Annotated in this window: 13 protein-coding genes; 3 read left to right on the top strand and 10 right to left on the bottom strand. The window is 73.5% G+C overall.

The annotated features are described in order from the left end of the window. The first annotated feature begins 243 nt into the window (after window positions 1-243). Complete coding sequence (locus tag AC1RSJ_RS05955) at window positions 244-966, top strand: hypothetical protein (RefSeq protein ID WP_493117421.1); 723 nt, start codon at window positions 244-246, stop codon at window positions 964-966. Window positions 967-1,001: 35 nt separating this feature from the next. Further along, window positions 1,002-2,363 (top strand): DNA repair protein RadA, encoded by a 1,362-nt coding sequence (gene radA, locus AC1RSJ_RS05960; RefSeq protein ID WP_493117422.1) that lies wholly within the window; start codon window positions 1,002-1,004, stop codon window positions 2,361-2,363. A gap of 31 nt (window positions 2,364-2,394) precedes the next feature. On the opposite strand, the gene AC1RSJ_RS05965 is transcribed toward radA, so the two are convergent. The 4 genes from AC1RSJ_RS05965 to AC1RSJ_RS05980 all read right to left on the bottom strand — a co-directional run bounded on the left by AC1RSJ_RS05965 (window position 2,395) and on the right by AC1RSJ_RS05980 (window position 5,403). Next, window positions 2,395-3,660, bottom strand: coding sequence for an acid phosphatase (locus tag AC1RSJ_RS05965; protein ID WP_493117423.1), 1,266 nt, complete (start codon window positions 3,658-3,660; stop codon window positions 2,395-2,397). A 110-nt stretch (window positions 3,661-3,770) separates the two neighbouring features. Continuing rightward, window positions 3,771-3,977 carry a hypothetical protein gene (locus AC1RSJ_RS05970; RefSeq protein ID WP_493117424.1) on the bottom strand — a complete coding sequence of 69 codons (207 nt, stop codon included), beginning with the start codon at window positions 3,975-3,977 and terminating at the stop codon, window positions 3,771-3,773. A gap of 111 nt (window positions 3,978-4,088) precedes the next feature. Beyond that, entirely contained in the window at window positions 4,089-4,718 is a 630-nt protein-coding gene (locus tag AC1RSJ_RS05975; protein ID WP_493117425.1) for a hypothetical protein, read from the bottom strand. A gap of 148 nt (window positions 4,719-4,866) precedes the next feature. Beyond that, window positions 4,867-5,403, bottom strand: coding sequence for an amino-acid N-acetyltransferase (locus AC1RSJ_RS05980; RefSeq protein WP_493117426.1), 537 nt, complete (start codon window positions 5,401-5,403; stop codon window positions 4,867-4,869). Between the two features lie 132 nt (window positions 5,404-5,535). On the opposite strand from AC1RSJ_RS05980, the gene AC1RSJ_RS05985 reads away from it, so the two are divergent. Further along, a complete protein-coding gene (locus AC1RSJ_RS05985) occupies window positions 5,536-6,432 on the top strand; it encodes an aminoglycoside phosphotransferase family protein (protein WP_493117427.1) in 897 nt (298 codons plus the stop codon). A 218-nt stretch (window positions 6,433-6,650) separates the two neighbouring features. Here the strand turns inward: AC1RSJ_RS05985 and AC1RSJ_RS05990 are convergent, their stop codons facing one another. The 6 genes from AC1RSJ_RS05990 to panC all read right to left on the bottom strand — a co-directional run bounded on the left by AC1RSJ_RS05990 (window position 6,651) and on the right by panC (window position 13,083). Further along, window positions 6,651-9,131 carry an ATP-dependent Clp protease ATP-binding subunit gene (locus AC1RSJ_RS05990; RefSeq protein WP_493117428.1) on the bottom strand — a complete coding sequence of 827 codons (2,481 nt, stop codon included), beginning with the start codon at window positions 9,129-9,131 and terminating at the stop codon, window positions 6,651-6,653. A 141-nt stretch (window positions 9,132-9,272) separates the two neighbouring features. Next, window positions 9,273-9,467, bottom strand: a complete 195-nt coding sequence (locus AC1RSJ_RS05995) for a hypothetical protein (RefSeq protein ID WP_493117429.1) — start codon at window positions 9,465-9,467, stop codon at window positions 9,273-9,275. A 163-nt stretch (window positions 9,468-9,630) separates the two neighbouring features. After that, window positions 9,631-9,756, bottom strand: coding sequence for a hypothetical protein (locus AC1RSJ_RS06000; protein WP_493117430.1), 126 nt, complete (start codon window positions 9,754-9,756; stop codon window positions 9,631-9,633). Window positions 9,757-9,807: 51 nt separating this feature from the next. Further along, window positions 9,808-10,566, bottom strand: coding sequence for a hypothetical protein (locus AC1RSJ_RS06005; protein ID WP_493117431.1), 759 nt, complete (start codon window positions 10,564-10,566; stop codon window positions 9,808-9,810). Window positions 10,567-10,717: 151 nt separating this feature from the next. After that, complete coding sequence (gene lysS / locus AC1RSJ_RS06010; protein WP_493117432.1) at window positions 10,718-12,232, bottom strand: lysine--tRNA ligase; 1,515 nt, start codon at window positions 12,230-12,232, stop codon at window positions 10,718-10,720. After that, window positions 12,229-13,083, bottom strand: a complete 855-nt coding sequence (gene panC / locus AC1RSJ_RS06015) for a pantoate--beta-alanine ligase (RefSeq protein WP_493117489.1) — start codon at window positions 13,081-13,083, stop codon at window positions 12,229-12,231. Before panC ends, lysS begins: the two co-directional genes overlap by 4 nt. Window positions 13,084-13,139 lie beyond the last annotated feature (56 nt).

The following is a 13,139-nucleotide window of genomic DNA, read 5'->3' on the forward strand; positions in this document are numbered from 1 at the left end:
TGACTGGTCTCCGGGCATCTCCGGGTCGCGCGGCGCAGGTCTGCGGGAGGGGCATCCGACGACGCGCCGCAGCCGGACCGGCGGGACACGGCGTGTCATCCGAGCCCCCTCCCCCAGGCGGCGGCCGGCGCCGGTCATAGCGGACGCAGTGGGATGACCCGGCGTCGTCGCGGCGTCCCGCGAGGTGCCGGCGAGCGCGGCTTCGTAGCGTCGACGCATCTCCTCCGCGAAAGGACCGCAGACATGGACGACCAGACCACGCCCGGCTCGACGCCCCGCGACCCCGACGACCACGGCACCGACGCCGCGGCGACTCCCGACGGCGCGCAGACGACGCCGTACGCCGCGACGCCGCCGGCACCGGATGCCGCAGACCCCGCTCCGGCGGATGCGGCACCGGCGGATCCGACGCCGACCGCCTCCCCGGCGCCGGACGCCCCGTATCCCACCGCCGCGATCCCACCCATGCCGGCTCCCCCGGCGCCCGGCGCCGCGCACCCCGGGCCCGCCGCTCCGATCGCGCCGACCACGCGCACGCTCGGCGAGCGGCTGCGCCCCGCACGCATCCCGGCCATCGCGGCGGCGGTCGCGCTGCTCGTCGGCGGCCTCGGCGGCTATGCGATCGCCGAGGCCCGTTCCCCGCAGCTCGCGTCCAGCGTGCAGCAGGGCACCGGCCAGGGGTTCGGCGGGTACGGATCGACGGGCGGGCAGGGCGGCCCGGGCCAGTCCGACGGCTCGACCGGCGACGGCTCCACCGGCGACGGCTCATCCGGCACGGACGGCTCCACCGGCTCCGGCCCGTCCGGCGGATTCGGCGGCGGGCCCGGCGGCGGCCAGCCCCCGACCGGCACCGCGCCGGACGGCTCGACACCGGGCGGCGGCACCGGCGGGAGCAGCTCGGACGGGCCCGACGGCTCCTCCACCGACGGGTCGTCGTCGGGCTCGTCCAGCGGCACGGACAGCTGACCTCCGCCGTCGGACCCACCGCCTACGCTGACGGGATGGCCCGAGTCACGACCCCCGGATTCACCTGCGCCGAGTGCGGGTGGACCGGTGCGAAGTGGTTCGGTCGCTGCCCCGAGTGCCAGGCGTGGGGATCGATCGTGGAGCGCGGCGCACCCACGACGTCGGTCGCCCCGGCCCGGGTGCCCGACTCGCGCGCCGCCCGCCCGATCACCGAGCTCGGCGCGGGCTCGGTCGAGCGCCGGGCGAGCGGCATCGGCGAGTTCGACCGGGTGCTCGGCGGCGGCATCGTGCCGGGCGCCGCGATCCTGCTCAGCGGCGAGCCCGGCGTCGGCAAGTCGACGCTGCTGCTCGAGGTCGCGCGCCGCGCCGCCGCGTCCGGCACGCGCGTGCTCTACGCGAGCGGCGAGGAGTCCGTCGGCCAGATCCGGATGCGCGCCGAGCGCACCGGCGTGCTGCGGGGCGCGTCCGCCGACGAGCTGTACCTCGCCTCGGAGACCGACCTGGCGACGATCCTCGGACACGTCGACGCCGTGCGCCCGGGCCTGCTCATCGTCGACTCGGTGCAGACGATCGCCTCGGCGCTGACGGATGGCGCCCCCGGCCAGCCGGCGCAGGTGCGCGAGGTCGCCGGCACGCTCATCCGCGTCGCGAAGGAGCGCTCGCTGCCGGTGCTGCTCGTCGGCCACGTCACGAAGGACGGCTCGATCGCCGGTCCGCGGCTGCTCGAGCACCTCGTCGACGTCGTCTGCAGCTTCGAGGGCGACCGGCAGACGGCGCTCCGCTTCATCCGGGCGCTGAAGAACCGCTTCGGCCCGACCGACGAGGTCGGCTGCTTCGAGATGACCGGCGAGGGCATCGCCGAGGTGCCGGACCCGTCCGGCCTCTTCCTCAGCCGCACCGGCGCGCCGGTCAGCGGCACGTGCGTCACGATCGCCGTGGAGGGCAGACGTGCGCTGCCGGTCGAGGTGCAGGCGCTCATCGTGAACACGTCGGCGCCGCAGCCGCGCCGGGTGGTGAACGGCGTGGACGCGTCCCGGGTCGCGATGCTGCTGGCGGTGCTCGAGCGCCGCTGCGGACTCAAGCTCTCGACCTCCGACGTGTACGTGTCGACGGTGGGCGGCATCCGGCTCTCCGAACCGGGCGCCGACCTCGCCATCGCGCTCGCCATCGCCAGCGCGTTCCGCGAGAAGGCCCTGCCGCACACGCTCGCCGCCGTCGGCGAGATCAGCCTCGCCGGCGAGATCCGTCCGGTCACCGCCGCGAAGCAGCGGGCGTCCGAGGGACGACGGCTCGGCTACACGACGATCGTCGACTCGGAGGCGGGACCGCTGCGCGAGGCGCTGCGCCGGGCCTTCGCCGGAGCGCAGGACGAGCCCCGCGACATCCCGGAGTTCTGAACGGCGCCTCCGCTCGCCGCCGCCGTCGGGCTCACGGCCCCGCGACGCTGACCGTCCCGTCGGCCGCGACCGTCACCTCCGCCGTCATCGCGCGCAGCAGGTCGATCCGCTGCCAGCTCGCGCCGCCGTCCGCCGTCAGATCCAGCGGCGCGCCGGACGTCGACGCCGTCTGCTGCAGCACCTGCACCCGCTGGGCGTCCGTCAGCTTCGGGAACGCCGTCGCGAGCAGTGCCGCCGCCTCCGCCGGCACGATCTCCTCCGCGCCGGGCGGTCCGACCTCGGGCAGGCCGTAGTCGAGGCGCTGGGTGTAGAGCGCGGCCGCATGGGCGGTGTCGAGTCCGTCGTACGGCGTGCCCGAGCACGCCGCGAGGTCGTCGCCCGCCTGCCGCTTCACGCAGTCCGCCGCGAGCACCGTGGTCAGCTCGGTGCGCGCCGCGTCGAGCAGGCCGGCGAACTCCGGATCCGCCCAGCGGTGCGCGATCGTCGCCTGTGCCGCCATCCGCCCGCCCATCACGTCGAGCGGGTAGTGGAAGCCGAGCACGATGCGGTTGTCGCCGTACTCCGACGCCCGCGCGAGCAGCTGCGGTGCGAACTCCGGCAGCAGCGTCGCGAGGAGCGTACCGACCAGGTAGCCGCGGTAGGTGTGGCCGCTCGGGTACGACCCGTTCGCGGCCAGGTCGTCGTACGAGCCGTTCGTCGAGCGGTCGATGCGCCCGCCGGAGCCCGCGAATCCGAGCCGCACGTACGGACGCGGGTAGCCGAAGCCCTCCTTCGCCGCGGCCGTCCCGTCGATGCCCTGGGTGACGCGGTCGAGCAGCGCCGCCGTGATCGGCAGGCGCCCCTGGCCGAGCGCGGCGACGTAGAGCGGGCCCAGCCGCGACCCGAGTCCCTCGGCGACGCGCACGGAGGCCGCGGTCACCGCATCCTGCTCCGCTCGCGCGATCTGGTCGGGCGCCGCCTCGGTGTTGATCCGCACGGCGAGCTCGTCGTTCGCCGACGTCAGGGCGTCCGATGCCGGCACCGACGCCGGACTTCCGAGCACCTCCGGCCCGAGGTCGCGGAAGCCGCCGAGGAGGCGGCCGGTGGCGTCCGTGCCTCCGGCCGAGGCCGGCCAGACGTCGGAGTCGTAGTGGCGGGCGAGTGCGGCCCGGAGATCGATCGACGACGAGCTCGGTGCTGGAGCCCCGGCAGGCGAGCAGCCGGTGAGCAGCGCCGCGGCGGCGATCGCGGTCGCGACGACCGCCCCGAGGCTCCGGTGGATGCGGGCTCGACGGACGCGGACCTTCGACAGCGGCACGTCCCCAGCATCCGCCGGGCGGGTGACGCGCCGGTGACGCGCCGGAGAACGCACGGGTCGGGGGGTCGCGGGGCGGCCGCGGTCGTCCACCGCGATCCGCCGGTCTCGAGCTAGGAGGCCCGTGCCGGCCCGAATCGCATGACGGTCTGCGCGATCGTCGTGCCGGTGCCGACCTGCCAGGTGCCGCCGCCCTGCGCCAGCAGCCAGGATCGCGCGGACGTCACCGCATCCGAGTAGCGGGCCGGCTGCGCCACGACGGCGCCGTCGCCGGTCGCGAGCCAGCCGTCGAACACCGACGTCACATGCGCAGTCGCCACGGTGGAGCCTCTCGGGTGAGGGATGGGCGCCGGATGGCGCGTGAACGCGATGCTAAGCCGACCGGGGCGCGGCCGTCTACGCCGGCATGCCCGTCGTCACGAGCAACCGGCTCAGTTGAGGATGAACTGCTTCGAGTCCTTGGCCTTCACGGTGCCGAGCTCCACGGTGAGGTGGTAGCTCGCGCCGCCGGCCACGACCGCGGCCCGCTGGCTGTCGCAGGTGGTGGTCGAGGAGCGGGTGCGGTCCCAGGCGAAGGGCTGGGTCGTCAGGGTCTTGCCGGGCTCGAGCGTCTGCACCGAGCTCGCCGGATCGGTCTGGCAGTCCTTGCTGCTCCAGATCGGATCGGCCCCGCTCGTGATCGTGTAGAGCTGGGCCGCGGTGCCCACATCGAAGGTGCACGCGGTCGATCCGGTGTTCGTGATCGACATGGAGAGCTGGGGCTGCACGCCCGCCGCGTAGCTGCCGGCATCCGTGATCGCGGCGAGGGAGACGGCACTCGCCGCGCAGGCGCCGCCCGACGCGGAGCCGGACGGGCTGCCGCTCGCGTCGCCGGTGGCGGAGGAGCGCCGGTCGTCCTTGCTGCCGGTGTTCTTCGCGTCGTCGCCGGACGCGGCGCCGGGCCGCACCACGATGAGCACGATGACCACCACGACGGCGACCAGCCCGAGCAGCAGCACGAGCCGGCGACGCCAGTACACCGAGGGCGACTGCGGGCCCACCGGGTTCTTGATCGTCGACATGGCCGAATGGTAAGCCCGCGATTCCCGGCATCCCGGCCGCCCGCGCGGCGTGGTGCGGGACGGTGCGGCAGAGATCCAGCCGGCGGTCAGGTGGCCGGCGGCTCGGCTGGGCTGCGGTGGCGGGCCGGGTCGCGCGTGGGGGTGCCCGTCAGGCGGACGGGTGCGGCGACCAGAGCAGCTGCTTCAGCATCCGGGAGTTGCCGAGCGTGTTCGGCTTCACGCGCGCGAGGTCGAGGAACTCGGCGACGCCCTCGTCCTTCGAGCGCACCAGCTCGGCGTAGACCTCGGGCGGCACGACCCCCTCGCCGATCTCCGCGTAGCCGTGCGCCTGGAAGAACGCCGTCTCGAAGGTGAGGCAGAACAGGCGGCTCAGCCCGAGCTCCACGGCATCCGACTCCAGCCGCTCCAGCAGCGCATGACCGACCCGGTGCGAGCGCCAGTCGCGCGCGACCGCGAGCGTGCGCACCTCGCCGAGGTCGTGCCAGAACACGTGCAGCGCGCCGCAGCCGATCACCCGGCCGTCCGTCGTCTCCGCGATGCGGAACTCCTGCGTCGCGGCGTACAGCTCGACGAGCTCCTTGCCGAGCAGGATGCGCTCCTGCACGAGCGGCTCGACCAGCACCTGGATCGCGGGGATGTCGTCCACCCGGGCGCGGCGCACGGTGAACGGGACGGGGTCGGACACGCTCCCACGGTAGCGCGGCGGGCGGTGGGCGAGCAGGCAGCCGACCGGAGGGCATCCGCGAGGGAAGACTGCCCTCGCCGACGCGCGTGGGTCGGCGTCGTGTCCGCTGCGCCCCGGCTAGGCTCGTGCGCCGTGGGCACGCCGGGCGCGGAGGTCGAGGTCGACGCCGCGCTGATCGCGCGGCTCGTCGGCGAGCAGCATCCGGACCTCGTCGGCCCGGTCGAGGTCGTCGCCGAGGGCTGGGACAACGTGGTCGCCCGGCTCGGCTCCGATCACGTGGTGCGGCTGCCGCGACGCGTGATCGCCGCCCCGCTCGTCGAGCACGAGGCGCGCTGGCTGCCGGAGCTCGCACCGCTGCTGCCCGTCGCCGTCCCGGCGCCGATCCGCGTCGGGGGGCCGGCATCCGGCTACCCGTGGATCTGGGTGATCTCCCGCTGGCTGCCGGGCACGCCGGTGTCCCTGCTGCCGGCGGAGCGACGCCGACGGATCGCGGCCGAGCTCGGCGCCGTGCACGCGGCCCTGCACCGGCCGGCCCCCGAGGACGCGCCGATGAATCCGGTGCGCGGGGTCCCGCTCGCGGACCGCGCCGAGGCCATCCGCGCCCGGATGCGCGAGCCGGGACTCCACCGTGCGGCCGAGCTCGCCGCGGTCGCCGAGTCCGCGATCGCCGCGCCCGCCTGGACCGGGCCCGCGCTGTGGCTGCACGGCGATCCGCATCCGGCGAACCTGCTGGCGACCAGGCCGGGTGTCGGCGAGCCGGGTCTGGCGGCCGTCCTCGACTGGGGCGACCTCACCGCCGGCGACCCGGCGACGGATCTCGCGGTCGCGTGGACCGCGTTCGATGCGGAGGGCAGCGCCGCGTACCGGGAGTCGTACGCGGCGGCGGCCGCGCATCCGCTCGACGACGCGACCTGGGTCCGAGCCCGCGGCTGGGCGGCCTCGCTCGCCGCGGTCTTCGCGCTGCACGCCGACGCGCCGCTCATGGCGGGGATCGGCGATGCCGCGATCGAGCAGGTGCTGCAGGGCTGAGCGCCCGGACCCGGGTGGACCGGAGACGGGACCGCGTCCCGACCGGACCACGACCGGGCGACGACCGCCGCGTCGTCTCCGGAGCGCCGCGCGATATCCGGCACGAGTTGCGAGACCGCGCGGCAATCACCCCAGGAGAGCCCGACGCCCCCCGCACGCACGAGCGCCCCGGACCCGTCCGGGTCCGGGGCGCTCGTGCACTCCAGGTGGGCCGAGGCCTAGGCCTCGATCGCTCCGGCCGCGGCCTCGAGCTCGCGACCCGGCTGGCGCCCGGTCTCGAACAGGAAGTCGGTGCCGTCCCAGTCGACCTTCACGTGGTCGCCGGCGACCAGGCGGCCGTGGAGGATCTCCTCCGACAGCCGGTCCTCGACCTCGTGCTGCACCGCGCGGCGCAGCGGTCGGGCGCCGAGGGTCGGCTCCCAGCCGAGCTCGATGAGGCGGATCTGGGCCGCCTCCGAGACCTCGATCGTCATGTCGCGGTCCATCAGGCGGTTCGAGAGCCGCTTGATGAAGAGCTGCACGACCTGCTTGAGCTCCTCCTGCGACAGCTGCGGGAACACGATGGTCTCGTCCACGCGGTTGAGGAACTCCGGCTTGAAGTTCTTCTTCAGCTCCTCGATCACCTTGGCGCGCATGGCGCGGTAGGAGTTCTCGGTGCTGCCCTCGAGGGTGAAGCCGACGGGGCCGCCGGTGATGTCCTTCGTGCCGAGGTTCGTGGTCATGATGATCACGGTGTTCTTGAAGTCGATGACGCGGCCCTGGCCATCCGTCAGACGTCCCTCCTCCAGGATCTGGAGGAGCGAGTTGAAGATGTCCGGGTGCGCCTTCTCGATCTCGTCGAAGAGCACCACACTGAACGGCTTGCGGCGCACCTTCTCGGTGAGCTGGCCACCCTCCTCGAAGCCGACGAACCCGGGAGGGGCTCCGAACAGCCGCGAGACGGTGTGCTTCTCGCCGTACTCCGACATGTCGAGCGAGATCAGCGCGTCCTCGTCGTCGAACAGGAACTCGGCGAGCGCCTTGGCGAGCTCCGTCTTCCCGACGCCGGTGGGGCCGGCGAAGATGAACGAGCCCGACGGGCGCTTCGGGTCCTTGAGCCCGGCGCGGGTGCGGCGGATCGTCTTCGACAGGACGGAGATGGCCTCCTCCTGGCCGATGACGCGCTGGTGCAGCGCCTTCTCCATGAAGATGAGCCGACTCGACTCCTCCTCGGTGAGCTTGAACACCGGGATGCCGGTCGCGTTCGCGAGCACCTCGGCGATCACGCCCTCGTCGACGGTGCCGGAGGCGGCCACGTCACCCGAGCGCCACTGCTTCTCGAGCTTCAGCCGCTCGCCGAGCAGCTTCTTCTCCTCGTCGCGCAGGCTGGCGGCCTTCTCGAAGTCCTGGTCCTCGATCGCGGCCTCCTTGGAGGCGCGGACCCCGGCGATCTTGTCGTCGAACTCGCGCAGCTCCGGCGGCGCCGACAGGATCGACAGGCGCAGGCGGGCGCCGGCCTCGTCGATCAGGTCGATGGCCTTGTCCGGCAGGAAGCGGTCGCTGACGTAGCGGTCGGCGAGGTTCGCGGCGGCGACGATCGCGCCGTCCGTGATCGACACCTTGTGGAACGCCTCGTACTTGTCGCGGAGCCCCTTGAGGATGTTGATCGTGTGCGGCAGCGACGGCTCGTGCACGTGCACCGGCTGGAAGCGGCGCTCGAGCGCGGCGTCCTTCTCGAAGTGCTTGCGGTACTCGTCGAGCGTCGTGGCGCCGATGGTCTGCAGCTCGCCGCGGGCGAGCATCGGCTTGAGGATGCTGGCCGCGTCGATCGCGCCCTCGGCGGCACCCGCGCCGACGAGCGTGTGGATCTCGTCGATGAAGGTGATGATGTCGCCGCGGGTGCGGATCTCCTTGGTGACCTTCTTCAGGCGCTCCTCGAAGTCGCCGCGGTAGCGGGATCCGGCGATGAGCGAGCCGAGGTCGAGCGTGTAGAGCTGCTTGTCCTTCAGCGTCTCGGGCACGTCGCCACGCACGATCGCCTGGGCGAGGCCCTCGACGACGGCGGTCTTGCCGACGCCGGGCTCGCCGATCAGCACGGGGTTGTTCTTGGAGCGGCGGGAGAGGATCTGCATGACCCGCTCCATCTCCTTCTCGCGCCCGATGACCGGGTCGAGCTTGCCCTCGCGCGCGGCCTGCGTGTAGTTGCGGCCGAACTGGTCGAGGATCTGGCTGCCCTTGTCGGCCACCTGCTCGTTGCCGCCGACGGCGACCTGCTCCTTGCCCTGGTAGCCGGAGAGCAGCTGGATGACCTGCTGGCGCACGCGGTTGAGGTCGGCGCCGAGCTTCACCAGCACCTGGGCGGCGACGCCCTCGCCCTCCCGGATGAGGCCGAGCAGGATGTGCTCGGTGCCGATGTAGCTGTGGCCGAGCTGCAGCGCCTCGCGCAGGCTCAGCTCGAGCACCTTCTTGGCGCGCGGCGTGAACGGGATGTGCCCGGTCGGCTGCTGCTGCCCCTGGCCGATGATGTCCTGCACCTGCTCGCGCACGGCGTCGAGCGAGATGCCGAGGGACTCGAGGGCCTTCGCGGCCACACCCTCGCCCTCGTGGATGAGACCGAGGAGGATGTGCTCCGTGCCGATGTAGTTGTGGTTGAGCATCTTCGCCTCTTCCTGGGCGAGGACGACCACCCGGCGGGCTCGGTCGGTGAAACGCTCGAACATGAACTCTCTCCTCCGCCTTGGCGACGGGATGCCGCGGCGATACACCGAGGGTAACCAGCGCCGGCGGCGCGGTCTGCCCGTGTTCGCCGTGGGCGTGAGGGGTGTCCCGCGGGGGTGCGCGCAGCTGCCCGCGCGGCGGCGTCAGACGCGCGGCGGCAGCTCGGTCTTCACGCGCGGCGGCAGTCCGGCCTTGGCGCGCTCCTCGGCCTCGAGCTTCGCGTAGCCCTCGCGCTCGGTGCGGTCGGAGCGGATGATCGACCGCATCACGAACCAGAAGATCAGACCGACGACGATGGTGGGGGTCACCGAGAAGACGATCGGGCCCCAGACATCCATGCGGTCAGGATACGCGGCGCAGCCGGGTGCCGTCTGCGCGATGCGGGGGGACCGCATCCGGCGCGGGGCGGCTAGCGGCCCTGCAGCCACCAGACGACCGCGACGACGACGATCGTGACGACGAGCCCGGCGAGCATGACCAGCCGCGAGGTGCGGCGGTCCATCAGCCGCCCTTCGCGACGATGCCGGAGATCCCGGTGATGATCAGGTAGATCGCGATGCCGCCGACGCCCACCCAGACCGCGATGCGCTGCGGGCTCGGGCCCTTGCGTCCGTCCTGGTCGTCCATCTGCCCAGGGTATCCGGACCGGGCACGTCGTCGGGCCCGGTCCGGGCCCGGTCAGGAGTCCGTGCGGCGGCGGTGCGCGACGAGGCGGGCGATGACCAGCGCGACCATCACGGCGCCGAGCGTGCCGCTGAGGGCGAGCGGGATGGCGGCCGAGTCGTCGAGCACCGAGGTGCGTGCCGAGGCCGGACGGGCTGCGGGCTCCGAGGCGGCGGCCGAGCCGGCGGCGGACTCGGTCGGGGCGGATGACGCCGTCGCCTCCGACGAGGCGGTCGCCGACGGCGAGGGCGCCGCGACCGGCGCCGGGGCGGCCGAGGCGGTGGCCTTCGCCGCGGGAGCGGACGACGCCGGGGCCGCGGGCGCGGCGGGAGCGGGCGTCGCGGTCACCGAGCCGACGCCGGCATCCGGAGCCTGGTTCTGGAAGACGACCTGGCGCGGGGCGGCCCAGGTGACGGTCGCGCCGTCGCTGATGCCGACGTGCCAGTAGCGGGTCTGCTCGACGCCCGTCGCCGGGATCGTCAGCGTCGTGCCGAACAGCACCTGCTGCCCGCCGTCCGCAGCGGCGAAGGAGCCGTCCGCGTTCAGGGCGGCCGTGGAGGCGTCCTCGAAGACGTACTGCGCGCCGTCCGGACCGGTCCAGGTGAAGTCGACGGGGCTGTACGGGGCGACGCTCGCACCGGCGGACGGCGAGACCAGCGCGGGGGCGGTGGTGTCGGCGGCCAGGGCGGGGGCGGCGAGGGCGAGGGAGCCGGCGACGAGCGCCGCGGCGGCGGCGATCATCATCGGCACCCGCCGGGGGAGGGCGGGGAGCACGGGAGTCCTTCGGGTTCGGGGGAAGACGCGCGGGCGACAGCGAGGGGGACGACGCCCGTCGTCTGGTGCCGACGCTATCCGTCTGTCCCCCTAATGGGCGACCCCCCTTTGGGGGGCAGACGTACCCTTCCGCGGGTTCGGCGTGCGACCGCTACTTGACGAGCGGGAAGAGGATCGTCTCGCGGATGCCGAGGCCGGTGAGCGCCATGAGCAGGCGGTCGATGCCCATCCCCATCCCGCCCATCGGCGGCATGCCGTGCTCCATCGCGGTGAGGAAGTCCTCGTCGAGGCGCATCGCCTCGTCGTCGCCGCGCGCGCCCTGGCGCGCCTGCTCGACGAACCGCTCCCGCTGGATGACCGGGTCGACGAGCTCCGAGTAGCCGGTGGCCAGCTCGAAGCCGCGGGTGTAGAGGTCCCACTTCTCGACGACGCCGGGGATCGTGCGGTGCTGGCGCGTGAGCGGCGAGGTGTCGACGGGGAAGTCCATGACGAACGTCGGCTGCTGCAGGTCGTCCTTCGCGAAGTGCTCCCAGAGCTCCTCGACCAGCTTGCCGTGGGTGGGCAGCTTCACCTCGACCCCGAGCCGCTCGGCGAGCGCCGTCAGCTCGGCGACGGAGGTCTCCGGCGTGATCTCGACGCCCGCGTTCTCGCTCAGCGAGTCGTACATCCGGATGCGCCGCCACTCGCCGCCGAGGTCGTACTCGGTGCCGTCGTGCCAGGTCACGGTCGTCGACCCGAACACCGCGACCGCCGCGTTCTGGATGAGCGCCTGCGTGAGCTCGGCGATCGACTCGTAGTCGCCGTACGCCTCGTACGCCTCGAGCATCGCGAACTCGGGGCTGTGCGTGGAGTCGGCGCCCTCGTTGCGGAAGTTGCGGTTGATCTCGAACACCCGGTCGATGCCGCCGACCGCGGCCCGCTTGAGGTAGAGCTCCGGCGCGATGCGGAGGAACAGCTCCGTGTCGAACGCGTTCGAGTGCGTGGAGAACGGCCGCGCGGAGGCCCCGCCGTGCATCACCTGCAGCATCGGCGTCTCGATCTCGAGGAACGCGCGGTCGTCGAAGGTCTTCCGCATGCTCTGCATGACCTTCGCGCGCGTGCGCACGGTATGCCGCGCCGACTCCCGGGCGATGAGGTCGAGGTAGCGCTGGCGCACCCGCGTCTCCTCGCCGAGCTCGGAGTGCAGGTTCGGCAGGGGCAGGATCGCCTTCGACGCGATGCGCCAGCCGTCGGCCATGATGCTGAGCTCGCCGCGCCGGCTGGAGATGACCTCGCCGTGCACGAAGAGGTGGTCGCCGAGGTCGACGAGCTCCTTCCAGCGCTGCAGCGATTCCTCGCCCACCTCGGCCAGCGACACCATGGCCTGGATGCGGCTGCCGTCGCCCGCCTGGAGCGCCGCGAAGCAGAGCTTGCCCGTGTTGCGCAGGTGCACGACGCGGCCGGCGAGGCCGACCCGCTCGCCGGTGGCGGCATCCGGCTCGAGGTCGCCGAACCGGGCGCGCACGTCGGCGATCGTCGCCGTGATGTCGACGGCCACCGGGTACGCCTCGTCGCCGTCGGCGATCAGCCGGGCGCGCTTCTCGAGACGGACCGCCTTCTGCTCGGCGATGTCCTCGACGTCGGTCGCCCCTTCGACAGGCTCAGGGATCCGGGGGGTGTCGCTCATGTCGCCCTGTTCAGGTAGAGAGGTCGGTTGTCGATCAGCCGGGCCGCGCCCACCCGGGCCGCGATCAGCGCGAGCGCGGGACCGCGGAAGTCGTCGGAGACCGGGAGGAACGTGCGCGGATCGACCACCCCAAGGTAGTCGAGCTCCACCGACTGCTCCCCCATGAGCACCGACTGCGCGGCCGCGATCACCGCGTCGATGCCGCGGTCGCCGGCCGACTCCGCGGCGTCGAGCGCGAGCGGCAGGGCGCGGGCGGCGAGGCGGTGCTCGGCGTCGAGGTAGCGGTTGCGGCTCGAGAGCGCGACGCCGTCGTCGGCGCGCACGGTCTCCACGCCCTCGATGCGGGTGTCGATCGCGAGGTCGCGCACCATCCGGCGCACGAGGAACAGCTGCTGCGCGTCCTTCTCCCCGAAGAGCGCGGCCGACGGCCGCGCGATGCCGAGCAGCTTCGCGACGACGGTGAGCATCCCGTCGAAGTGGCCGGGGCGGGAGCGGCCCTCGAAGGCGCGGCCGACGTCCCCGGCCGTGACGAGGGTCTGCTGCGGCGTGCCGTCGGGGTACATCTCCTCGACGGCCGGCGCGAACACGGTGACGCCGTAGGGCTCGAGCAGTGCCAGGTCGCCCTCGAGATCGCGCGGGTAGCGCGCGAGGTCCTCGGCCGGGCCGAACTGCAGCGGGTTCACGAACACGGAGACGAGCACGTCGTCGGAGAGCTCCCGCGCCCGCTCGACGAGCGCGAGGTGGCCCTCGTGGAGCGCCCCCATCGTCGGCACGAGCGCGGCGCGGCCCGGAGCGAACCGCTCCCGGACGCCGGCCACGGTCTCGATCACCGCCGGTCTGGTCACGGGGATCGATCGTATCCACTCCGCCGCCCGGGTCGCCGACGGGCCGGCGCTGTCGGAGCGCT

The sequence above is a fragment of the Schumannella sp. GW821-FHT10F01 genome (assembly GCF_058809295.1).

Coding starts and splice junctions, on each gene's coding strand:
- AC1RSJ_RS05975 (WP_493117425.1), bottom strand. CDS start 4,718: ATGTCGACGATCAAGAACCCGGTGGGCCCGCAGTCGCCCTCGGTGTAC.
- radA (WP_493117422.1), top strand. CDS start 1,002: ATGGCCCGAGTCACGACCCCCGGATTCACCTGCGCCGAGTGCGGGTGG.
- AC1RSJ_RS05955 (WP_493117421.1), top strand. CDS start 244: ATGGACGACCAGACCACGCCCGGCTCGACGCCCCGCGACCCCGACGAC.
- AC1RSJ_RS06000 (WP_493117430.1), bottom strand. CDS start 9,756: ATGGACGACCAGGACGGACGCAAGGGCCCGAGCCCGCAGCGCATCGCG.
- lysS (WP_493117432.1), bottom strand. CDS start 12,232: ATGAGCGACACCCCCCGGATCCCTGAGCCTGTCGAAGGGGCGACCGAC.
- AC1RSJ_RS05990 (WP_493117428.1), bottom strand. CDS start 9,131: ATGTTCGAGCGTTTCACCGACCGAGCCCGCCGGGTGGTCGTCCTCGCC.
- AC1RSJ_RS05995 (WP_493117429.1), bottom strand. CDS start 9,467: ATGGATGTCTGGGGCCCGATCGTCTTCTCGGTGACCCCCACCATCGTC.